Origin of the sequence: Streptomyces sp. NPDC048001 (genome assembly GCF_043203115.1) — a bacterium.
Lineage (GTDB): Bacteria > Actinomycetota > Actinomycetes > Streptomycetales > Streptomycetaceae > Streptomyces > Streptomyces sanyensis.
The window spans coordinates 384,980-406,801 of the sequence record NZ_JBIDBN010000005.1; the positions used below are offsets into that span (position 1 = coordinate 384,980).

At 74.6% G+C, this 21,822-nt stretch carries 16 protein-coding genes; 12 read left to right on the plus strand and 4 right to left on the minus strand.

What is annotated here, in order from left to right; all coding sequences use genetic code 11:
* Positions 1 to 111: 111 nt before the first annotated feature.
* The 9 genes from pulA (at position 112) to ACGF15_RS12145 (ending at position 14,765) form a co-directional block, all read left to right on the plus strand.
* Positions 112 to 5,505, plus strand: a complete 5,394-nt coding sequence (gene pulA, locus ACGF15_RS12105) for a pullulanase-type alpha-1,6-glucosidase (protein ID WP_392798218.1) — start codon at positions 112 to 114, stop codon at positions 5,503 to 5,505.
* Between the two features lie 73 nt (positions 5,506 to 5,578).
* Positions 5,579 to 5,983, plus strand: a complete 405-nt coding sequence (locus tag ACGF15_RS12110; protein ID WP_345609567.1) for a cell division protein SepF — start codon at positions 5,579 to 5,581, stop codon at positions 5,981 to 5,983.
* Positions 5,984 to 6,039: 56 nt separating this feature from the next.
* Positions 6,040 to 7,212, plus strand: coding sequence for an AAA family ATPase (locus ACGF15_RS12115; RefSeq protein ID WP_392798221.1), 1,173 nt, complete (start codon positions 6,040 to 6,042; stop codon positions 7,210 to 7,212).
* The gene (locus ACGF15_RS12120; RefSeq protein ID WP_345609563.1) at positions 7,209 to 7,541 is read left to right on the plus strand and encodes a nucleotide pyrophosphohydrolase; all 333 of its coding nucleotides are present in this window, start codon (positions 7,209 to 7,211) and stop codon (positions 7,539 to 7,541) included. Before ACGF15_RS12115 ends, ACGF15_RS12120 begins: the two co-directional genes overlap by 4 nt.
* A gap of 144 nt (positions 7,542 to 7,685) precedes the next feature.
* Positions 7,686 to 8,171 carry a DUF6099 family protein gene (locus ACGF15_RS12125; protein WP_360646732.1) on the plus strand — a complete coding sequence of 162 codons (486 nt, stop codon included), beginning with the start codon at positions 7,686 to 7,688 and terminating at the stop codon, positions 8,169 to 8,171.
* 36 nt (positions 8,172 to 8,207) lie between these two features.
* The gene (locus tag ACGF15_RS12130; protein ID WP_345609559.1) at positions 8,208 to 9,131 is read left to right on the plus strand and encodes an LLM class F420-dependent oxidoreductase; all 924 of its coding nucleotides are present in this window, start codon (positions 8,208 to 8,210) and stop codon (positions 9,129 to 9,131) included.
* A 285-nt stretch (positions 9,132 to 9,416) separates the two neighbouring features.
* Positions 9,417 to 10,325, plus strand: coding sequence for a homocysteine S-methyltransferase (gene mmuM / locus ACGF15_RS12135; protein WP_392798226.1), 909 nt, complete (start codon positions 9,417 to 9,419; stop codon positions 10,323 to 10,325).
* Positions 10,326 to 10,521: 196 nt separating this feature from the next.
* Positions 10,522 to 12,078 carry a 3' terminal RNA ribose 2'-O-methyltransferase Hen1 gene (locus tag ACGF15_RS12140; protein WP_392798229.1) on the plus strand — a complete coding sequence of 519 codons (1,557 nt, stop codon included), beginning with the start codon at positions 10,522 to 10,524 and terminating at the stop codon, positions 12,076 to 12,078.
* Positions 12,079 to 12,128: 50 nt separating this feature from the next.
* Positions 12,129 to 14,765: a polynucleotide kinase-phosphatase gene (locus ACGF15_RS12145; protein WP_392798314.1), complete on the plus strand. Its 2,637-nt coding sequence runs from the start codon at positions 12,129 to 12,131 to the stop codon at positions 14,763 to 14,765.
* 206 nt (positions 14,766 to 14,971) lie between these two features.
* On the opposite strand, the gene ACGF15_RS12150 is transcribed toward ACGF15_RS12145, so the two are convergent.
* The 3 genes from ACGF15_RS12150 to ACGF15_RS12160 all read right to left on the minus strand — a co-directional run bounded on the left by ACGF15_RS12150 (position 14,972) and on the right by ACGF15_RS12160 (position 17,242).
* Positions 14,972 to 15,838, minus strand: coding sequence for an SgcJ/EcaC family oxidoreductase (locus ACGF15_RS12150; RefSeq protein WP_392798317.1), 867 nt, complete (start codon positions 15,836 to 15,838; stop codon positions 14,972 to 14,974).
* A gap of 5 nt (positions 15,839 to 15,843) precedes the next feature.
* Entirely contained in the window at positions 15,844 to 16,503 is a 660-nt protein-coding gene (locus ACGF15_RS12155) for a hypothetical protein (RefSeq protein ID WP_392798232.1), read from the minus strand.
* Positions 16,504 to 16,777: 274 nt separating this feature from the next.
* Positions 16,778 to 17,242 carry a hypothetical protein gene (locus ACGF15_RS12160; protein ID WP_392798235.1) on the minus strand — a complete coding sequence of 155 codons (465 nt, stop codon included), beginning with the start codon at positions 17,240 to 17,242 and terminating at the stop codon, positions 16,778 to 16,780.
* Between the two features lie 222 nt (positions 17,243 to 17,464).
* On the opposite strand from ACGF15_RS12160, the gene ACGF15_RS12165 reads away from it, so the two are divergent.
* The 3 genes from ACGF15_RS12165 (at position 17,465) to argF (ending at position 21,008) form a co-directional block, all read left to right on the plus strand.
* Entirely contained in the window at positions 17,465 to 18,598 is a 1,134-nt protein-coding gene (locus ACGF15_RS12165) for a helix-turn-helix domain-containing protein (protein ID WP_345609547.1), read from the plus strand.
* A gap of 29 nt (positions 18,599 to 18,627) precedes the next feature.
* Positions 18,628 to 19,863 (plus strand): arginine deiminase, encoded by a 1,236-nt coding sequence (locus ACGF15_RS12170; RefSeq protein ID WP_345609545.1) that lies wholly within the window; start codon positions 18,628 to 18,630, stop codon positions 19,861 to 19,863.
* A 140-nt stretch (positions 19,864 to 20,003) separates the two neighbouring features.
* Positions 20,004 to 21,008, plus strand: coding sequence for an ornithine carbamoyltransferase (gene argF, locus ACGF15_RS12175; RefSeq protein ID WP_392798240.1), 1,005 nt, complete (start codon positions 20,004 to 20,006; stop codon positions 21,006 to 21,008).
* A gap of 185 nt (positions 21,009 to 21,193) precedes the next feature.
* Here argF and ACGF15_RS12180 read toward each other — a convergent pair whose 3' ends face one another.
* Complete coding sequence (locus ACGF15_RS12180; protein ID WP_392798243.1) at positions 21,194 to 21,628, minus strand: ATP-binding protein; 435 nt, start codon at positions 21,626 to 21,628, stop codon at positions 21,194 to 21,196.
* Positions 21,629 to 21,822: the final 194 nt, after the last annotated feature.

Below are 21,822 nucleotides of genomic sequence, written 5' to 3' on the forward strand. Positions count from 1 at the left end.
CCCTCGGCCGCACCGCGGCCCACCGCCCCGCGCCCGGCCGGGCGCGGGGCGGAACCGCGCCGGACCACCGGCGCGCCTCCCCACCCCGCCCTCACCCAGGAGTACCCCGCCTTGACACCCTCACCCCCGAAGCGGCGGCGCCTGATCGCCGGCGGCCTCGCGGCGGCGACGGTCGCGGCCCTCGTGTCCGCCGTCCCGGCGAACGCCGCGCCCAAACCGCCCCGACCGCCCTCGGACAGGGCCCTGGCCGCCGAACCGGCCCGCCACGACCTCACCCGGGAGCAGTTCTACTTCGTCCTGCCGGACCGTTTCGCCAACGGCGACAGGCGCAACGACCGCGGCGGCCTCACCGGCACCCGGCTGGACCACGGCTTCGACCCCGAGGACAAGGGCTTCTACCAGGGCGGCGACCTGAAGGGCCTCACCGAGCGGCTGGACTACATCAAGGGCCTGGGCACCACGGCCCTGTGGATGGCGCCGATCTTCAAGAACCAGCCCGTGCAGGGCGAGGGGAAGAACGCCTCCGCCGGGTACCACGGCTACTGGATCACCGACTTCACCCAGGTCGACCCCCACTTCGGGACCAACGAGGACCTGGAGCGGCTGATCGACAAGGCCCACGCCAAGGGCATGAAGGTCTTCTTCGACGTCATCACCAACCACACCGCGGACGTCGTGGACTACGAGGAGAAGTCCTACGCGTACCTCTCCAAGGGCGCCTTCCCCTATCTGACGAAGGACGGCGTCCCCTTCGACGACGCGGACTACGCCGACGGGACGCGCCGCTTCCCCGCCGTCGACCGGGACTCCTTCCCGCGCACCCCCGTCGTGCCCGCCGCCGAGCGCGACCTCAAGGTCCCCGCCTGGCTCAACGACCCGACCATGTACCACAACCGGGGGGACTCGGCCTTCGCGGGCGAGTCCTCCGGACACGGTGACTTCGTGGGCCTGGACGACCTGTGGACCGAGCGGCCCGAGGTCGTCGAGGGCATGGAGCGCATCTACCGCCGCTGGGTACGCGACTTCGACATCGACGGCTTCCGCATCGACACCGTCAAGCACGTGAACACCGAGTTCTGGACGCAGTGGGCGACGGCGCTCGACGCCTACGCCGCCAAGCGCGGCCGGGACGACTTCTTCATGTTCGGCGAGGTGTACTCCGCCGATCCCGCGGTCACCGCCCCCTACGTCACCGAGGGCCGCCTCGACGCCACCCTCGACTTCCCCTTCCAGGAGGCCGCCCGTGCCTTCGCCTCGCAGGGCGCACCGGCCCGGAGGCTGGCGGACCTCTTCGCGCAGGACTACCGCTACACCACCGACAAGGCCAACGCCTACGAGTCGGTGCCCTTCCTCGGCAACCACGACATGGGCCGGTTCGGCACCTTCCTGAAGCAGGACAACCCCCGTGCCGACGACGCCGAACTGCTGCGCCGCTACGGCCTCGCCAACGAGCTGATGTTCCTCACCCGCGGCAACCCGGTCGTCTACGCCGGCGACGAGCAGGGCTTCACCGGAGCGGGCGGCGACAAGGACGCCCGCCAGCCGCTGTTCGCGTCCCGGACCGCCGACTACCTCGACGACGACCTGATCGGCACCGACCGCACCCACGCCGAGGACGCCTACGACACCGGCCACCCGCTGTACCGCCGGATAGCGCAGCTGTCCCGGCTGACCGCCCGCCACCCCGCGCTGCGCGACGGCGTACAGCAGGAGCGCCTCGCGGAGGGCCCCGTGTACGCCTTCTCCCGCATCGACGCCGGGACCCGGACCGAGTACCTGGTCGCCGCGAACAGCTCCACCGGGCCGCGCACCGTCGAGATCCCCACCGGCTCCGCCGGCATGCCCTTCGGCGCCCTCCACGGCGTCGGCACCGGTGCCACCAGCGGCTCCGACGGCCGGGTGCGCGTCACCGTCCCCGCCCTCGGCACCCTGGTGCTGAAGGCCGCCCGTCCGCTCGCCCACCCCGCACAGCGGCCCTCCCTCACCCTGGAGGCCCCGGAGGCCGGAGCCACCGGCACGGTCGCGCTGACCGCGGACGTCTCCGGGGGGCGGCTCGACCGGGTCGTCTTCGCCGCGCAGACCGGCAACGGCCCCTGGAAGGTGCTCGGTTCGGCCGACCACGCCCCCTACCGGGTCACCCACCGGGTGGACGCCCCCGCCGGAACGCCGCTGCGCTACAAGGCCGTCGTCGTGGACAGCGCCGGACGCACCGCGAGCGCCACCGCCGCGACCACCAGCGGCGCACCCGAGGTCCCCCGGCCGCCGACCGCCGTCGAGCGCGACCACGCCGTCGTCCACTACCGCCGCCCCGACGGCGACTACGCCGACTGGAACCTGTACACCTGGGGCGACGTCGCCGAGGGCGAGTCCACACCCTGGCCGACGGGCAAGCCGTTCACCGGCCGGGACGCCTACGGTGCCTTCGCCTACGTGAAGCTCAGGCCCGGCGCCACCTCCGTCGGCTTCATCCCCGTGAACCGCGACGGGGTCAAGGACACCGAGGCCGACCGCGCCGTCGACCTGACCCGCACCGGCGAGGTCTGGATCGAGCAGGGCAGCCCCGAGGTCCTGGAGCAGGCACCCGAGGGCGCCTACCCGCCGCCGGACACCGGCACCGCGACCCTGCACTACCACCGCCCCGACGGCGACTACGAGGGCTGGGGCCTGCACACCTGGACCGGCGCGGCCGAGCCCACCGACTGGTCCGCGCCGCTGCGGCCGGTCCGCACCGACGCCTACGGCGCGGTCTTCGAGGTGCCCCTCGCCCCCGGCGCCACCTCGCTCTCCTACATCGTGCACCGGGGCGACGAGAAGGACCTGCCCGCCGACCAGTTGCTCGACCTCGGCGCGACCGGCCACGAGGCGTGGCTGCTCGCCGGGCAGGAGAGGTACCTGCTGCCGCAGCCGAAGGGCGGCGGCGCGGCCCTGGACCTCGGCACCTCCTACGCGGTCTGGATCGACCGGGACACGCTGGTGTGGGACGGGGGTGACGCGGCGGCCGCCACCTCCCTGCTGTACGCCCGCGACGGGGGGATCTCCGTCGAGGACGGCACCCTGAGCGGCGAGCACCGCGTCCTGCGGCTGCATCCCGGGCAGCTGACCGACGCCCAGCGGAAGCGCTTCCCGCACCTCGCCGGGCAGAACGCCTTCACCGTGGACGCACGCGACCGCAACCGGGTCCGCGAGGCGCTCAAGGGGCAGGTCGTCGCCGCCCGCCACACCGCCGCGGGCGCGGTCCTGGGCGCCACGGGCGTGCAGCTCGCCGGCGTCCTGGACGACCTGTACGCGGCCGAGGCCACCCGGGCCGAACTCGGCGCCGTCTTCGACCGCAGGGGAAGGCCCACCCTCCGGCTCTGGGCGCCGACCGCCCAGCGGGTCGCGCTGGAGATCGGCGGCCGCACCGTGCCCATGCGGCGCGACGAGGCCAGCGGCGTCTGGTCGGTCCGAGGCGGCAGGGGCTGGAAGGGGCAGAGCTACCGCTACCGGGTGACCGTGTGGGCGCCCAGCGTCGCCGAGGTCGTCACCAACACGGTCACCGACCCCTACGCGCTGGCCCTGACCGCGGACTCCGAGAAGAGCATCGTGGTCGACCTCGCCGACCGCTCACTGGCACCCGCCGGCTGGGACCGGCTGCGCAAACCCGCCGCCGTCCCCCTGCGCGACGCGCAGATCCAGGAGCTGCACATCCGCGACTTCTCCGTCGCCGACGCCACCGCCGACCCCCGGCTCCGGGGCACCTACCTCGCCTTCACCGACCGCGACAGCGCCGGATCCAGGCACCTGCGCGCCCTGGCCGACGCCGGCACCTCCTACGTCCACCTGCTCCCCGCCTTCGACATCGGCACCATCCCCGAGAAGCCCGCCGACCGCAGCGAGCCCGCCTGCGAGCTGTCGGTCTACGCCCCCGACTCCGCCGAGCAGCAGGCGTGCGTGGCCGAGTCGGCCGCGAAGGACGCCTACAACTGGGGCTACGACCCGCTGCACTACACCGTCCCCGAGGGCTCCTACGCCACCGACCCGGACGGCACCCGCCGGACCGTCGAGTTCCGCCGCATGGTGCAGGCACTCAACGGGCAGGGCCTGCGCACGGTCATGGACGTGGTCTACAACCACACCGTGGCGGCCGGGCAGTCCGAGAAGTCCGTCCTCGACCGGATCGTGCCCGGCTACTACCAGCGCCTGCTCGCCGACGGCTCCGTCGCCACCTCGACCTGCTGCGCCAACACCGCGCCCGAGAACGCCATGATGGGCAAGCTGGTGGTGGACTCCGTCGTCACCTGGGCGCGCGAGTACAAGGTCGACGGCTTCCGCTTCGACCTGATGGGGCACCACCCCAAGGACAACATCCTCGCCGTGCGTGCCGCCCTGGACGAGCTGACCCCGGCCCGCGACGGCGTCGACGGCAAGGCCGTCGTGCTGTACGGCGAGGGCTGGAACTTCGGCGAGGTCGCCGACGACGCCCGCTTCGTCCAGGCCACGCAGGAGAACATGGCGGGCACCGGCATCGCCACCTTCTCCGACCGGGCCCGCGACGCGGTACGCGGGGGAGGCCCCTTCGACGAGGACCCGGGAGTGCAGGGCTTCGCCTCGGGCCTGTACACCGAACCCAACGGCTCCCCGGCCAACGGCACTCCCGCCGAGCAGAAGGCCCGGCTGCTGCACTACCAGGACCTGCTCAAGGTCGGCCTGACCGGCAACCTCGCCTCCTACCGGTTCACGGACACCTCCGGCCGCGAGGTGACCGGCGCCGAGGTCGACTACAACGGCTCCCCGGCCGGGTACGCCGCCGCCCCCGGCGAGGCGCTCGCCTACGCGGACGCCCACGACAACGAGACGCTCTACGACGCCCTGGCCTACAAGCTCCCGGTCGGCACCCCGCCGGCGGACCGGGCCAGGATGCAGGTCCTCGCGATGGCCACCGCGGCCCTCTCGCAGGGCCCGGCGCTCTCCCAGGCGGGGACGGACCTGCTCCGCTCCAAGTCGCTGGACCGCAACTCCTACGACAGCGGCGACTGGTTCAACGCGATCCACTGGGACTGCCGGGACGGCAACGGCTTCGGCCGCGGCCTTCCGCCGGCCGCGGACAACGAGGCCAAGTGGCCCCACGCGAGGCCGCTGCTGGCGGCCCCGTCGCTGAGGGCCGGCTGCCCGCAGATCACGCGGGCCTCGGCCGCCTACCGGGACCTGCTGCGCATCCGCACCTCGGAGGACGTCTTCTCCCTGGGAACGGCCCGCCGGGTGCAGCGGGAGCTGTCCTTCCCGCTGTCGGGCCCCGAGGAGGCGCCGGGTGTGGTCACCATGCGGCTGGGCGGGCTGGTGGTCGTCTTCAACGCCACCGCCGAGCGGCAGGACCAGGAACTCGCCGCGCTCGCCGGTGAGCGCTACGCCCTCCACCCGGTGCAGCGGCACGGCTCAGACCCGGTGGTGAAGTCCGCCGCCTACGACCGGGGTTCGGGCACCTTCACGGTCCCCCCGCGCACCGTCGCGGTCTTCGCCCGCGGCTGACCCCCGTCGCCCCGTGCCCCTCACCCCCGTGTCGCAGTTGGGCCGAACGGGTGAGGGGCGCGAGGATGGACCCATGAGTAGGTACGAGAGGTACGACGTCACCGACGAGCAGTGGGAGGGCCTTGCCCGGGTGGTGCCGCTGCGCGGCCGGGACGCATGGCCGTCGCGGGCGGACCACCGCACCGTTCCCGGGGAGTACGCCGGCACCACCGAGGGGGAACGCCGGCTGGTGGTGCTGAGGGTGCAGGTCTTCTCCGACGCCCGGGACGTGGCCGAGTACCTCATCGACCGCACCCCGGTGCTGCTCGACCTGACCGCGGCGGACGCCGACGTGGCCAAGCGGATCCTCGACTTCAGCAGCGGTGTGGTCTTCGGCCTGGGCAGCGCGATGCACCGGGTGGACCGCAACGTCTTCCTGCTGGCGCCTCCCGGCACCGAGGTCGACGGTTCCGCGGAGGCGGCCGTACCCCATTCGTAGGAAGCCCGCGGCGCCGGAACGGTTCCTCGTGGATCTTGCTGCGTACGGTCCGGCCCATGGACTCCACGCCGTCTCCGGCCCGCCCCCGCGCCCCGCGCCCGGCCGCCCCGGGAGCAGCCCGCCCGTCCGTCACCGAACTGCGGCTCTCGGCCTTCCGCGCCCACCGCGCGGCCACCCTGCCGATCGCTCCGCTGACCCTCTTCGCGGGGAGCAGCGGCAGCGGCAAGACCACGGCCCTGCACGCCTTCGAGGTCCTGGCCCGGCTCGCCGCCGGCCGGGTCCTCGACCGCTCGGTACCCGATCCGGCGGGGTGCGTGCCGGAGTGGTCCCGGCCCGACCGGCAGGGGCGTCGCGGCTTCCGTCTCGGCTGCACGGCGGACGGCCCCGAGGGACCCGTGCGCCTCGACCTCGCCGTCCAGGTCGAGCCGGAGCTCCGCATCGTCGGAGAACGGCTGACCTGCGGCGGGCGGGTCCTGCTCGCGACCGCGCTGCGCGACCCGCGCAGGCGCAGCGTGGAGGCGAGCTGGCACACCTCCGGCACGGAAGGCGTCACCCGGGCCGCGCTGCCCGACGACCGGCTGGCGACCGCGCTGCTCCCGCTGCACGTGGCGGGCCGGACCACGGCGCAGCTCCGGGTGCTGGCCGCCGCCGAGCAGGTGGTGATGGCGCTGCGGCCGGTGTTCTCGTGCGATCCCCGCCCCGAGCGGATGCGGGCCCCGGTGCCCGCCGGCCCGGGCCGGCTGCGGCGCGGGTGCGACAACCTGGCCGAGGTCCTGTACCGCACGCGCAGCGAGTGCGCCCGTCGGCATGCGCGCCTGGTGGGCGCGGCCCGGCTGGGCTGTGCGGGGGAGGTGGCCGACGTCCGGGCGGAGGCGGCGGAGGACGGCACGGTCCGGGCGCTCCTGGCCCGCGGGCAGGGCCGTCCGGACACCCCCGTCGGGCGGCTGGGGGAGGGGGAGTTGCGCTACCTCGCGCTGGCGCTGGTCCTGCTGACCGGCCCCGGAGTGCTGGCCGTGGACGCGGTCGCCGAGGTGCCGGAGGCCTACCAGTCCCTCACGGTGCTGGCGGACGGCCTGGACCGCGGCCTCGACCCCGAGCAGGCGCGCCATCTGACCCTCCTGGCCGCGGAGATGTGCGCCCGGGGGCACATCCGCCTCCTCGGCGCGGTGGCGGACGGCTCCTGCGCGAGGGGGGTCCCCGGGGCGGCGGTGGTAGACCTGGGGGCATGACGAGAGACGAGGGACCGGACCTGGCCGATCTGCAGCGGAGGGTGGTCGAGTTCGCGGCCGCCCGCGGCTGGGGGACTTACCACACCCCGAAGAACCTTGCCTCGGCGCTGAGCGTGGAGGCCGCCGAACTCATGGAGATCTTCCAGTGGTTGACCCCCGAGGAGTCGGCGGCGGTGATGGAGGACGAGGCGCAGGCGCACCGGGTCCGCGACGAGGTGGCGGACGTGCTCGCCTATCTGCTCCAGTTCTGCGCGGTGCTCGGCGTCGACCCGGGCCAGGCGCTGCGCGACAAGGTCCACCGCAACGAGAGCCGGTTCCCTCTCGACTAGATCGTCACTCTTCGGAGTCATCGAAGTATCCACAACCGCCTGGCTGTCCACAGATTTCCGAATTCCCCTGGCTTTTCTGGTCGATGACCTTCACTCTGGGTAGTGAAGTAGGAGGGCAGGCAGTCGTCGGAACGGGGTGCGGGGATGGACGCGTTACGGCTCATCGGCAGCAGCAGGCAGGCGCTGGAGCGCAGCACGGAGGTCGCGGAGGTGATAGCCGAGGCCTGGCAGATCCAGGCCCTGGCGCACGCCGTCGGAGGGGTCATCGCCTCCGGGGGGCCTCCCGATCTCCGCGGGGAGGCCCGGGCGCTGAGCGAGACGGCGGCCCGGGCGGGAACCCCCGCCGACCACCCGGCGGTGCGGGCCGCCGGGCTCAGGGCCGCGCGGCTGACGGGCGTCGCGGACCCGGCCGCGGTGCTGACGGCACTGCTCGGCCTGCTGGGCGAACTGGGCATCGTCCTGGTCGGCGTCGCCTGCGCCACCGACGACGAGGGGCTCTACTGGCAGTGCATCGAGACGATGGACATCGCCGACGAATCCGGGGACCGGGTCAGGGAGATGCTGCGCAGGCTCTCCGTGCACCAGGCCGCCCCTCCCGAGGCCGTCCGCGGGCGCGCTGGCCCCCGCTGACCGGCCGCGGACAGGGCCGCGGTGCAGGATGGGTGCATGGATCTTCGCATCTTCACCGAGCCCCAGCAGGGCGCGAGCTACGACACGCTGCTCACCGTCGCCAAGGCCACCGAGGACCTCGGCTTCGACGCCTTCTTCCGTTCCGACCACTACCTCCGCATGGGATCGGCCGACGGCCTGCCCGGGCCGACGGACGCATGGATCACCCTGGCCGGGCTCGCCCGCGAGACGCGGAGGATCCGCCTGGGCACGCTGATGACGGCAGGCACCTTCCGCCACCCGGGCGTGCTCGCGATCCAGGTCGCCCAGGTCGACCGGATGTCCGGGGGCAGGATCGAACTCGGCCTCGGCGCAGGCTGGTTCGAGGAGGAGCACCGCGCCTACGGCATCCCGTTCCCGAAGGAGAGGATGGGCAGGCTGGAGGAGCAGCTGGCGATCATCACCGGGCTGTGGGGCACCGGGACCGGCGGCACCTTCGACTTCGACGGCACCTACTACCGGCTCACCGACTCGCCCGCCCTGCCCAAGCCCGCCCAGGCAAGGGTCCCGGTGCTGATCGGCGGCCACGGGGCGGTGCGCACCCCGCGGCTGGCCGCCCGCTACGCCGACGAGTTCAACCTGCCCTTCGCGTCGATCGAGGACACGGTGCGCCAGTTCGGCCGCGTCCGCGAGGCCGCCGCCCGGGCGGGCCGGGCCCCCGACGACCTCGTCTACTCCAACGCCCTGGTGGTGTGCGTCGGCAAGGACGACACCGAGGTGGCCCGGCGCGCCGCCGCCATCGGCCGGGAGGTCGACGAACTGCGGGCCAACGGGCTGGCCGGCTCTCCCGACGAGGTGGTGGACAGGATCGGCCGCTACGCCGAGACCGGGTGCTCCCGGATCTACCTCCAGGTGCTGGACCTCGACGACCTGGACCACCTCGAACTGATCTCCTCGGCCGTGCAGTCCCAACTGGGCTGACGCGCTCCGCGGCCGCCGTCGGCGCTCCCGGCGAGTGGCCGGAGTACCGTGGCCGGCAGGGGTGCCCGCACCCCACGCCCCGCAGGCCCTCGGACGCCCGCCCGGCGGCCCGGACCGGTGGGCGGACCACAGGGTCCGGGGCCGGGTCCCGCACCGGCTCCGCTCCTGCCCCTGCCCGGGCACGACCCGACCGGGACCCCGGCGGTCGCTCCCCGCGCCGCGCCGGGGCGGCGCCCCCGCAGCCCCGGGCCCCGGCCCGGGGACGCACGAGGAAGGGAGGACGCCGTGCGACCTGTCCGCACGCTCACCGAGGCGCTCGCCGAGGACACCCTCCTCCTCGACGGGGGCCTGTCCAACCAGTTGGAGGCGCAGGGCTGCGACCTGAGCGGCGGGCTCTGGTCCGCGCGGCTGCTCGCCGACGCCCCGGCGCAGATCCTGGCCGCGCACCGCGCCTATGCGCGCGCGGGGGCCCAGGTGCTCATCGGCGCGAGCTACCAGGCCACCTTCGAGGGCTTCGCCCGCCGCGGCACGGGCCGGCGCGAGGCCGGTGACCTGATGGCCCGCAGTGTCGCCCTGGCCCGGGCGGCGGCCGAGGAGGCGGACCACGAGGTCTGGGTGGCCGCCTCCGTCGGGCCCTACGGGGCCCACCTCGCCGACGGGAGCGAGTACCGCGGCCGCTACGGGCTGCCCCCCGGCGCACTGGAGCGCTTCCACCGCCCCCGGATCGAGGCCCTCGCCGCAGCCGGTCCCGATGTGCTGGCCCTGGAGACGGTGCCCGACGCCGAGGAGGCGCACGCCCTGCTGGAGGCCGCGGAGGGCTGCGGGGTGCCGGTCTGGCTCTCGTACACCGTCGCGAACGGCCGCACCCGGGCCGGACAGGACCTGGCGGAGGCCTTCGCGGTGGCCGCGGGGCGGCGGGGTGTCGCCGCCGTCGGGGTCAACTGCTGCGATCCCCCGGAGGCCGGGGCGGCTTTGGCGGTGGCGGCGGCCGTCACCGGCAGGCCGGGGGTGGTCTACCCCAACAGCGGCGAGCACTGGGACCCCGTCGCCCGCGCCTGGCACGGAGCAGTGGCCTTCGACTCCGCGCCGGTGCGCTCCTGGCGCGCCGCCGGGGCCCGGCTGGTGGGCGGCTGCTGCCGGGTCGGCCCGGACCGCATCGCCGCCCTCGCCCCGCTGCTGCGCCGCCCGCCGTGATCCGGACCCGGCGGGTGCACGGCCACCGGCCCCGGTCACCCGGCCCCGGTCACCCGGCCCCGGTCACCCGGCCCGCGGGCGCGGCCCGGTGCTGCCGCGCGCGCCGGGCGGAGCCTGCGGCAGCCGCGGCCCCCCACGGCCCCCGACGGGCGAAAACGCGTGGTCGCCGCACCGGCGACCCGCGATAATCACACGGGTGTTCCTGACGATCAGTACGACCGGTACCCCGGAGAACCCCGCGACGGACCTCGGCTTCCTGCTGCACAAGCATCCCGACAACGCGCAGGCGTTCTCCACCGCCTACGGCACCGCGCACGTCTTCTACCCGGAGGCCTCCGCCGAGCGCTGCACGGCGGCCCTCCTGCTGGAGGTCGATCCGGTGGCACTCGTACGGCGCGGCAAGGGCAAGGGGCGCGGCGGCGCGCCCGACACGGCCCTGGCCCAATACGTCAACGACCGCCCGTACGCGGCCTCCTCCCTGCTCGCCGTCGCCCTGAGCACGGTGTTCAAGAGCGCGCTGCGAGGCGTCTGCAACGCCCTGCCGGACCGTGCCGCCGCCCCCCTGCCGCTGCGCGTCGAACTCCCCGCGGTGCCCGCGCGCGGCGGTGCGGAGCTGGTCCGCGCGCTCTTCGAGCCGCTGGGCTGGGCGCACGTCGACGCCCGGCCGGTCCCCCTGGACGAGAGCTTCCCCGAGTGGGGCGACTCCCGCTACGTCCGGCTCGTCCTGCAGGGCGAGCTGCGCCTGCGCGACGCCCTGCGGCAGCTCTACGTCCTGCTGCCGGTCCTCGACGACGCCAAGCACTACTGGGTCGCCCCCGACGAGGTCGACAAGCTCCTGCGCGCCGGCGAGGGCTGGCTCGCGGACCACCCGGAGCAGAAGCTCATCACCAGCCGCTACCTGTCGCGCCGCTGGAGCCTCACCCGGCAGGCCATGGACCGGCTGGAGCTGATCCGCCTCGCCGAGGCGGACGACCTGCGCCTGGAGGACGTGGACAACGCCGTCGACGAGACGTCCGACACCGAGGACCGCCCGGTGCCGCTCGCCGTGCAGCGCCGCGAGGCCGTTCTGGCGGAGCTGCACGCCGCGGGCGCGAGCCGGGTCCTCGACCTGGGCTGCGGCCAGGGCCAGTTGGTCCAGGCCCTGCTCCAGGACGTCCGCTTCACCGAGATCGTGGGCATGGACGTGTCGGTACGCGCGCTCGCCGTCGCCGCCCGGAGACTCAGGCTGGACCGCCTCGGCGAGCGCCAGGCCTCCCGCGTCAGCCTTGTCCAGGGCTCGCTCGCCTACACCGACAAGCGGTTGACCGGCTACGACGCCGCCGTGCTCAGCGAGGTGATCGAGCACCTCGACCCGCCGCGGCTGCCCGCCCTGGAGCACGCCGTGTTCGGCACCGCCCGGCCCGGCACCGTGCTCGTCACCACGCCGAACGTCGAGTACAACGTCCGCTGGGAGACGCTGCCCGCGGGCCGGGTCCGCCACGCCGACCACCGCTTCGAGTGGACCCGCGCGGAGTTCCGCACCTGGGCGGCTTCGGTGGCCGAACGGCACGGCTACCGGGTGCGGTTCGCCCCGGTCGGCCCCGACGACCCCGAGGTGGGACCACCCACCCAGATGGCCGTCTTCGAGCGGACGGCCGCGGACGGCACCGCGCCGGACGCACCGCGGCACACACCGGCCGACCCCGCCCCCCGACCGCGGGACGAGCCGCAGGCGCGGACCGACGCCACGGAGAAGGAGGGCGAGAACGCATGACCGGCAGCAACCCCACGGGCCACAGCGCCCCCGACCCGGCGACGGACACCATGGACACCACGAGCCCCACCCCCGGTACTCCGCGGGAGACGGGTCCGCAGCCCCGCGCGCGGACCGCCGCCGGACCGGACGCCCCGGCGGCGGCCACCGGCGCCCCGCGCCGCCTCCCCGTCACCGACCTGTCCCTGGTCGTCCTCGTCGGCGCCACCGGCTCCGGCAAGTCGACCTTCGCCAGGAAGCACTTCAAGCCGACGGAGGTCGTCTCCTCCGACTTCTGCCGCGGCCTCGTCGCCGACGACGAGAACGACCAGAGCGCGAGCGGCGACGCCTTCGACGTGCTCCACTACATCGTCGGCAAGCGCCTGGCCGCCGGACGCCTGACCGTCGTCGACGCCACCAACGTCCAGCCGGAGAGCCGCAGGAGTCTGGTGCGGCTGGCCCGCGAGCACGACGTGCTGCCCCTGGCGATCGTCCTCGACATGCCCGAGGACGTGTGCGCCGCCCGCAATGCCGTTCGTCCCGACCGCGCCGGTGTGCCGCGCCGTGTGATCAGCCGCCACCGCCGCGAACTGCGCAGGTCGCTGCGCGGCCTGGAGCGCGAGGGCTTCCGCAAGGTGCACGTGCTGCGCGACCCCGCCGAGGCGGACACCGCCGAGGTCGTCCTGGAACGCCGCTTCAACGACCTGCGCCACCTGACGGGCCCCTTCGACATCATCGGCGACGTCCACGGCTGCTCCTCCGAACTGGAGACCCTGCTGGCCAGGCTCGGCTACGTGGACGGCGTGCACCCCGAGGGGCGCACCGCCGTCTTCGTCGGCGACCTGGTGGACCGGGGGCCCGACAGTCCCGGGGTGCTGCGCCGGGTGATGGCCATGACCGCATCGGGCAACGCCCTGTGCGTCCCCGGCAACCACGAGAACAAGCTCGGCCGGTGGCTCAAGGGGCGTGCCGTCCGGCACACCCACGGACTCGCCGAGACCATCGCCCAGCTCCAGCAGGAGGACGCCCGGGACCCCGCCTTCCGCGAGCGGGTGCGCACCTTCGTCGAGGGCCTGGTCAGCCACTACGTCCTCGACGAGGGCCGCCTGGTGGTCTGCCACGCGGGGCTGCCGGAGAAGTACCACGGCCGCACCTCCGGCCGTGTCCGCTCGCACGCGCTCTACGGCGACACCACCGGCGAGACCGACGAGTTCGGCCTCCCCGTGCGCTACCCGTGGGCGGAGGACTACCGGGGGCGTGCGGCGGTGGTCTACGGGCACACCCCGGTGCCGGCGGCGTCCTGGCTGAACAACACCATCTGCCTCGACACCGGTGCGGTCTTCGGAGGCAAGCTCACCGCGCTGCGCTGGCCCGAGCGGGAGCTGGTGGAGGTCCCGGCCGAGCGGACCTGGTACGAGCCGGTCCGCCCGATGACCAGCGAGGCGCCGGGCGGCCGCGAGGGCCGGCCGCTGGACCTGGCGGACGTCTGGGGCCGCCGGGTGGTGGAGACCCGGCAGACGGGGCGGGTGGCCGTCCGGGAGGAGAACGCGGCCGCGGCGCTGGAGGTGATGAGCCGCTTCGCCGTCGACCCCAGGCTGCTCGCCTATCTCCCGCCCACGATGGCCCCCACCGCCACCACCCGGCAGGAGGGCTACCTGGAGCACCCGGCGGAGGCCTTCGCCCAGTACCGCGCGGACGGTGTGGGCACGGTCGTGTGCGAGGAGAAGCACATGGGCTCCCGGGTCGTGGCGCTGGTGTGCCGGGACGCACGGGCGGCGGCCCGCCGCTTCGGCGTCGAGGGCCCCACGGGAGCCCTGCACACCCGTACCGGGCGCCCGTTCTTCGACGACCCCCGGGTCACGGAGCAGGTGCTGGAGCGGCTGCGTGCGGCCGTGGGCGCCGCGGGCCTGTGGCAGGAGCTGGACACCGACTGGCTGCTGCTGGACGGCGAGCTGATGCCCTGGTCCCTCAAGGCGACCGGTCTGCTGCGCGCCCAGTACGCCGCGGTCGGCGCGGCCTCGGGCGCGGCGTTCCCGACGGCGCTCGGGGCGCTGGACGCCGCCGCCGCCCGGGGCGTGCCGCTCGGCGGGCTGCGCGCCCGCCAGGCCGCCCGGGCGGCGGACGCGGCGGCGTTCACCGACGCCTACCGGCGCTACTGCTGGAGCACCGAGGGGCTCGACGGGGTGAACCTCGCACCCTTCCAGATCCTGGCGGCCGAGGGCCGCAGCCTCGCCGCCGTCCCGCACGACCGCCAACTGGCCTGGCTGGACCGCCTCGTCGAGCACGATCCCACGGGTCTGCTGCGGATCACCCGCCGCCTGCTGGTGGACACCGGCGACGAGGACTCGGTGCGCGCGGGGACCGACTGGTGGCTGGAGCTGACCGGCCGCGGCGGGGAGGGCATGGTCGTCAAGCCGCTCCAGGCGCTTGCCAGGAACGCCGGGGGACGCCTCGTCCAGCCCGGGGTGAAGGTCCGCGGACGCGAGTACCTGCGCATCGTCTACGGGCCCGAGTACACCCGCCCGGAGAACCTGGAGAGGCTGCGGCAGCGCTCCCTCGGCCACAAGCGCTCACTCGCGCTGCGCGAGTACGCGCTCGGGCTGGAGGCGCTGGACCGGCTCGCCGACGCGGAGCCGCTGTGGCGGGTCCACGAGGCCGTGTTCGCGGTCCTCGCACTGGAGTCGGAGCCGGTCGACCCCCGGCTGTGACACCGGGTACCCCTTGAGGCAGGGAACCCCTGGACACCGGGAACCCCTGGACACCGGGCGGGCACCACCGCCCGCCCGGCGGCGCCCGTGCGCATCGCCCGGTGCCCGGTGCCCGGTGCTCGGTGCGGTCCGCGTCCGCCCCGGGGCCCGGCCTGCTCGCGGCTCCGGCTCGCGGCCCCGGCCCGGCCCCGGTCACCCGCCGCGGATCACGCCTCGGCAGGACCGGCAGGCGGCCGGGGACCGCCGAAGCCGTGGGCCGAGAGGTCGAACCAGTTCCCCTCCGGATCCATCGCCCGGTACTCGGCGTAGGGGCGGTCGGTGAAGCGCTCCGCCGGCTCCGGGGTGCCGGCCGCGACGAGGGCCTCGGACACCTCGGCCGTGCTCCCGACATGGAAGCCGAAGTGGTTCATCCCCACCGGGGTCTCGCCGTCGAGCCGGTGCTTGATCAGCGCCAGCGTCAGGTACCCGTCGGAGAGGAAGCAACTGCCGTCCGGATCGCGGTGGAAGAGTTCCATCGCGAAGACCTCGCCGTAGAAGGCGGCGAGCTTCTCCGGGTCGCGCGCCACGACGGCCAGATGGCGCAGCGCGGGTCGGGTGACGGGTGTGGGCATCGCGGACTCCTTCGAGGGGGGTGCCTCCCGCGCGGCGGGGGAGACGGGGACCATGTTGTGGAACGCGGTGATCAGCCAGGTGCGCTCCGCCGTCCGTTCCACGACGGCCAGAGCATGGGTGCGGGTCCGCACGGCGCCACCGGGCGCCCTGATCGCCGACGCCGCGTCGACCGTGGCGAGGCCCGGGCGGAGGAAGCGGACGGCCCTGAGTTCGGTGTCGAGCGTGGTTCCCGCGTACGGGCCGCGGAAGAGTTCCGCGTGTCCGGCCTCGATGCCCGCCCGGCCGGCCGGCTTGCCGCCTCGTACGGTGGTGAAGTCGCAGTCCTCGGCGAAGCTCGCGGCGAACCGCCTGGCGTCGCCTGCCGCCCAGCCCCGCGCGAACTCGTCCCACAGGGCGGCGATCGCGCGCAGGTCCTGCTCCCGCCGGACCTCGGGATGCGCCGGTGTGCCGGGCTCGTCCATCTCCGTCACACCGCCGCCAGGGCGCTGGTACGGATGCGCAGGTCGAGCGCGGTGCACACGTCCGTGCCGGAGCCCTCCGCAGGGGGCGTCCAGCCCGCGAGCGCGTGGTAGAAGGCGTCACCCCGGCGTTCCAGGTAGCAGATGAGGTTGAGGGGCCAGCCCGCCCGGCCGAAGAGATGGCGGTCCATGGGGGTGGGCCGCTCGCTGAGCACCTGCCCGCGCGCCGAGGGCGGTCCGATGCGGTGCCAGTCCGGGTGCATGTGGATGGAGCCGAGCAGGTCCAGACCGGCCTCCTCCGCCTGTCTGGCCGCCTTCAGCAGATCCGTGGAGTCCATCCACCAGCCGCGGTGCTCGTTCTCGTACGCCGCCCCGAAGCGGGGCACGATCGTGTCGGAGAACTCCTGCCGGGCCGTCGGGTCGCTGGTACGGGCGTTGCGGCCGAAGGCGACCCGCCGCACATGGAAGGCCGGCCCCTCCGCCCGGCCGAGGAGGAGCGCGAAGCACGGCAGAGGGGCCTCGGCGGTGACGCGGCGGTACACGTCGGCGGCGACGCTCAGGAAGTCCCCGAGCGCCCGGTCGTCGATCAGGACGGTGGGCGGCGTGCGCGGGCCGGGCGGACGCGCGGCCGAGGCCGAGGTCGTGGCCGTGGTCGTGGTTGTGGTCATGGAGGCTGGTCTTTCGTGGAGTCGCTGGAGCAGCCGGGCCGGACCGTGCGGCGGTACCGGTCCCGAGCAGGGCCGGGCGGGGGCGGAGGGCCGGTGCCCCGAGGAGGCCGCCCGGCACGAGCGGGCTGCGGCCCCTCGGGCAGGCCCGCCCCGGGGCGGGGGGAGCGGGAGTGGCGCGGCAGGGTTCGGCAGGCCGTCCCCGCCCCTCCCGGTCAGGGACCCGAGGCAGGGCGCGCCGGGGCACCCGGGGTCGGGAACGCGAGGGTGCGGCGGGTCACAGCCCGCGCAGGACGCTGCCGTAGGCGTCGGCGAGAGCCTTGCACGCGTTGGCCTCCTGGCCGACCGTCGTGGTCCAGCGGGCCGTCAGGTACTGCACGACGAGCACCCGCTCCAGAGGGGGCAGCCCGGGGTCGTCCCACACCTCCGACAGTGCCGTGTCGAGGTCGGAGCGGGCTCCGGTCGCGCAGGGGGAGGGGGACGGAGCGTCCGCCGCGTCCTCGGCGCCGGTGGTTCCGGCCGCACAGGGCAGGGTCTCCTCGGCCGTGCCGCGTGCGCTGGTCCGGGTCCAGGAGGTGCCGCCGTCCCAGCGGTGGACGCCGGCGGCCGCCGGCGTGAGACACACGGTGCCGCCGGACGCCGCGGCTGCCGGGTCCGCCATGAGCAAGGGCGTCACGACCGCGCCCGGCAGGGCCACCAGCAGGGCGGCCAGACGCGCACCCCACCGCCGACCGGGCGGCACCGCAGTCCTCCCTCGCGCCCCGGCGGACGGTGGAGCCGTCCTCGTCGCTGTCACCGCGGACGTACGCCGCACATGGCGCATGCACATGTTCCTCTCACCGGAGCCGACACAGGAGGGGGAGCGGGGACGCAGGGCATCCGCGGGGACGCAGGGCCCGCCGCCGCTCACCGGGATCCATTCTTCGCCGCTCGCGTCGCGGTGCGTGAGTGCTAGAACAGGCGCATGCCGCAAGAATCCTTCCACGCCTCCCCGGACCGCCCCCACCGTGTGGCCGTACTCGTGGACGAGCACACCAACCCCTTCGAACTCGGCTGCGCCACCGAGCTCTTCGGCCTTCCCCGGCCCGAACTCGGACGGGAGCTGTACGAGTTCACCCTCTGCACACCGGACGCCGGCACGGTGATGCGCGACCGCTTCTTCACCCTCACCCAGGCGGCCGGACTGGAGGCCGCCGACACCGCCGACACCCTGATCGTCCCGAGCCGGCCCGAAGCCCACGGCCCGCGGCGGCCCGCCGTCCTGGACGTCATACGCGACGTCCACGCCCGGGGTGCCCGCCTGGTCTCCTTCTGCACCGGCGCGTTCGCGCTGGCCGAGGCCGGAGTGCTGGACGGACGTCGCGCCACCACGCACTGGCAGTGCGCCGAACTCCTGCGGGCCCGTCATCCCGCGGTCCACGTCGAGCCCGACGTCCTCTTCGTCGACGACGGCAGCATCCTCACCTCCGCGGGCAGCGCCGCCGCGCTGGACCTCGGACTGCACATCATCCGCATGGACCACGGGGCGGAGACCGCCAACACCATCAGCCGCCGTCTCGTCTTCCCGGCCCACCGCGACGGCGGACAGAAGCAGTTCATCGAACGCCCCCTGCCCGAACTGCCCGACGAGTCCCTGGCTCCGCTCCTCGCCTGGGCGCAGGGACGGCTCGACACCCCCCTCACCGTCCGGGGCCTCGCGGCCGAAGCGGCCGTGAGCACCACCACCCTCCATCGTCGCTTCCGCAGCCAACTGGGCACCACGCCCCTCGCATGGCTGACCGCACAGCGCGTCACCCTCGCCCGCCGGCTCCTCGAACGCGGGGACATCCGCATCGACGCCGTCGCCCGCCACAGCGGACTCGGCACCCCGGCCAACCTCCGCGCCCTGCTGCGCCGCGAGACGGGTCTCACGCCCTCGGCCTACCGGCAGCGTTTCGGGCCGGGGCCCCAGGCCGCGGCCGACGCCGCCGTCCCGGCGCCGGACGAGGGCTTCCCGGCCGGCGCCGCCGCCGGCCGGGCGGGCTCCGACCGCTTCCGGCGCGCCGTCGCCGGGTCCCGCGGCGGCCGCGGGGAAGGAGCCGCGCCGTTCGCCGGGTGAACGGCCCCCGGCGCGGTGAGGATGGAGGCATGGGATTCCACGTCGACTCCGAGACCGGCCGCCTGCGCCAGGTCATCCTCCACCGGCCGGATCTGGAACTGAAGCGGCTCACACCGAGCAACAAGGACGCGCTCCTCTTCGACGACGTGCTCTGGGTGCGCCGCGCCCGCCAGGAGCACGACGGGTTCGCCGACGTGCTGCGCGACCGGGGGGTGGAGGTGCATCTGTTCGGCGATCTGCTGCGCGAGTCGCTGGACCTCCCCTCGGCCCGGGCCCTGGTGCTGGACCGCGTCTTCGACGAGAAGGAGTACGGACCCCTGGCGACGGGGCACCTGCGGGACGCCTTCGACGCCATGCCCACCGCCGACCTCGTGGAGGCGCTGGTGGGCGGGATGACCAAGCGCGAGTTCCTGGCGGGGCACACCGAGCCGACCTCGGTCCGCTTCCACGCCATGGAACTGGACGACTTCCTGCTCCAGCCGCTGCCCAACCACCTGTTCACCCGGGACACTTCGGCGTGGATCTACGACGGCGTCTCCATCAACGCCATGCGCTGGCCGGCGCGGCAGCGCGAGACGGTCCACTTCGAGGCCATCTACAAGCACCACCCCCGTTTCGCGGGTGAGCGCGCGGCGCCGTTCCACCACTGGTCCGAGGGGCAGGACGACTACCCCTCCACCATCGAGGGCGGGGACGTGCTGGTGATCGGCAACGGCGCGGTGCTGATCGGGATGAGCGAGCGGACGACCCCGCAGGCCGTGGAGATGCTGGCCCGCGGTCTGTTCGCGGCGGGTTCCGCCCGGACGATCGTGGCCCTCGACATGCCGAAGAGGCGGGCCTTCATGCACCTGGACACCGTGATGACCATGGTCGACGCGGACACCTTCACCCAGTACGCGGGGCTCGGGATGCTGCGCTCGTACACCATCGAGCCGGCCGACACCGCGGGCGGCCTCAAGGTGAGCGACCATCCGCCGGAGCAGATGCACGACGCCATCGCCGCGGCGCTCGGGATGAAGGACATCCGGGTGCTGACCGCGACCCAGGACGTGCACTCCGCCGAGCGCGAGCAGTGGGACGACGGGTGCAACGTCCTCGCCGTCGAACCGGGTGTGGTCGTGGCCTACGAGCGGAACGTGACCACCAACACCCATCTGCGCCGGCAGGGCATCGAGGTGATCGAGATCCCCGGCAGCGAGCTGGGGCGCGGCCGGGGAGGGCCCCGCTGCATGAGCTGCCCCGTCGAGCGGGAGTCCGTACAGTAGTGCGGTCGCCTCCGGGTGCCCCCTGGGGGCCGCCCGGAGGCGAGCGGGTTCCCGGGCCCCAGGGGGCTGTATATAGATGCAGTGCTTCGTATAGACTTCCATCGTCCCTCGCCGCGACGCGCATCCCTGGAGCATCACCCATGGCCCTTCATCTCGCAGGCCGCCACTTCCTCAAGGAGCTGGACTTCACGGCCGAGGAGTTCCGCGGGCTGGTCGCCCTGGCCGCCGAGCTCAAGGCCGCGAAGCGGGCGGGCGCCGAGGAGCGGCGCCTGTGCGGCAGGAACATCGCCCTGATCTTCGAGAAGGCGTCCACGCGCACCCGCTGCGCCTTCGAGGTGGCGGCCGCGGACCAGGGCGCCTCGACCACCTATATCGACCCCTCGGGTGCGCACATCGGCCGCAAGGAGTCCGTCCGGGACACCGCGCGCGTGCTCGGCAGGATGTTCGACGCCATCGAGTTCCGGGGCGACGCCCAGGGCACCGTCGAGGAGCTGGCGCAGCACGCGGGCGTGCCCGTCTACAACGGCCTCACCGACCGCTGGCACCCGACGCAGATGCTCGCCGACGTCCTCACCATCACCGAGCACAGCGCCGGCCCGCTGGAGGAGGTCTCCCTCGCCTACCTCGGCGACGCGCGCTTCAACATGGGCAACTCCTACCTGGTCACCGGGGCGCTGCTGGGCATGGACGTGCGGATCGTGGCCCCCGAGTCCTACTGGCCCGAGCCCGAGGTGGTGGCGGCCGCCCGCGAGGCCGCGGCGGTCAGCGGTGCGCGCATCACCCTGACCGAGGACATCGCCGAAGGGGTCCGCGGGGCCGGGTTCGTCGCCACGGACGTGTGGGTGTCGATGGGCGAGCCGAAGGAGGTCTGGGCCGAGCGCATCAAGGCCCTGTCGCCCTACGCCGTCACCATGGACGTCCTGCGGGCGACGGGCAACCCGGACGTGCGGTTCCTCCACTGCCTGCCCGCCTTCCACGACCTGGGCACGGAGGTGGCCAGGGAGATCCACGAGAGCCACGGGCTCACCGAGCTGGAGGTCTCGGACGAGGTCTTCGAGTCCCCGCACTCGGTGGTCTTCGACGAGGCGGAGAACCGGATGCACACGATCAAGGCGGTCATGGTGGCCACCCTCGCCGCCCCCTGAGCCCGCTCCCGACTCCCCCCGGGGTCGCGTGGGCCCCCGCGGCCGGGACCCTGCCCCGGGGTGCCGGACCCCCGCCCCCGCGGCCGGACCCCGCCCCTGCGCCCGGACCTCCCGGGTCGGTGCCGCCCTCGCCGGGCGCTTCGCGCGGGCCGTGGGCCCTCCGTCGCCGGGGGTGCCCTCGGCCCTCAGCGTCGTGCGGACAGGGTGAACCACACCGCCTTGCCGCCCTCCGTGCAGCGGTGGCCGTGGGTGGCGCTGAGAGCCCTGAGCAGCACCAGCCCGCGGCCGTCCTCCCGCCAGAGCGCCCCCGTGCGGGGGGCCGGGTCGGGCAGCGGCGGCCCCGCGTCGCGGACCTCCACCCGGCAGCCCCGGGGGAGTGTCTCCACCACCAGCTCGATGGGCGTCCCGCCCGGGGTGTGCTCCACCGCGTTGGCGACGAGCTCCGCCGTCAGCAGCTCCGCCGTGTCGCGGTCCGCCGGGATCCCCGCCGCCGCCAGTGCCGCCCTGACCGCCGCCCGGGCGAGGGGCACCGCCACGGGGGCGTGGGGGAGGGTGAGGCGCCGGGCGGCGGGCGGAGGGCCCGCGGGCGCGGAAGGCGGGGAAACCGGTTCGTGGAGCACGGCGCCGCTCCGTTCGCTGGTGGTCGTCGCCCCACCGTAGGCGCGCTTCCCGGGCGCGGGCCCGCTCGGGAGGTGCCCGGTGCCGGGTCGTGCCGGAACCGCTACCGGATCGCCGCACTGTCACGGTCCTGTGCCGTCCCGGGCCGCCGTCCGCGGCGGCCCGCCTCCCCCGAGCAGCGTATAGCGCACTCGTG

What these genes read in the sequence shown, in the direction of transcription:
- ACGF15_RS12150 (WP_392798317.1), bottom strand. Translation starts at nt 15,838, where the DNA reads ATGGACGAGCCCGGCACACCGGCGCATCCCGAGGTCCGGCGGGAGCAG.
- ACGF15_RS12120 (WP_345609563.1), top strand. Translation starts at nt 7,209, where the DNA reads ATGACGAGAGACGAGGGACCGGACCTGGCCGATCTGCAGCGGAGGGTG.
- ACGF15_RS12110 (WP_345609567.1), top strand. Translation starts at nt 5,579, where the DNA reads ATGAGTAGGTACGAGAGGTACGACGTCACCGACGAGCAGTGGGAGGGC.
- ACGF15_RS12125 (WP_360646732.1), top strand. Translation starts at nt 7,686, where the DNA reads ATGGACGCGTTACGGCTCATCGGCAGCAGCAGGCAGGCGCTGGAGCGC.
- ACGF15_RS12145 (WP_392798314.1), top strand. Translation starts at nt 12,129, where the DNA reads ATGGACACCACGAGCCCCACCCCCGGTACTCCGCGGGAGACGGGTCCG.
- ACGF15_RS12115 (WP_392798221.1), top strand. Translation starts at nt 6,040, where the DNA reads ATGGACTCCACGCCGTCTCCGGCCCGCCCCCGCGCCCCGCGCCCGGCC.
- ACGF15_RS12170 (WP_345609545.1), top strand. Translation starts at nt 18,628, where the DNA reads ATGGGATTCCACGTCGACTCCGAGACCGGCCGCCTGCGCCAGGTCATC.
- ACGF15_RS12165 (WP_345609547.1), top strand. Translation starts at nt 17,465, where the DNA reads ATGCCGCAAGAATCCTTCCACGCCTCCCCGGACCGCCCCCACCGTGTG.
- ACGF15_RS12130 (WP_345609559.1), top strand. Translation starts at nt 8,208, where the DNA reads ATGGATCTTCGCATCTTCACCGAGCCCCAGCAGGGCGCGAGCTACGAC.
- argF (WP_392798240.1), top strand. Translation starts at nt 20,004, where the DNA reads ATGGCCCTTCATCTCGCAGGCCGCCACTTCCTCAAGGAGCTGGACTTC.
- ACGF15_RS12155 (WP_392798232.1), bottom strand. Translation starts at nt 16,503, where the DNA reads ATGACCACAACCACGACCACGGCCACGACCTCGGCCTCGGCCGCGCGT.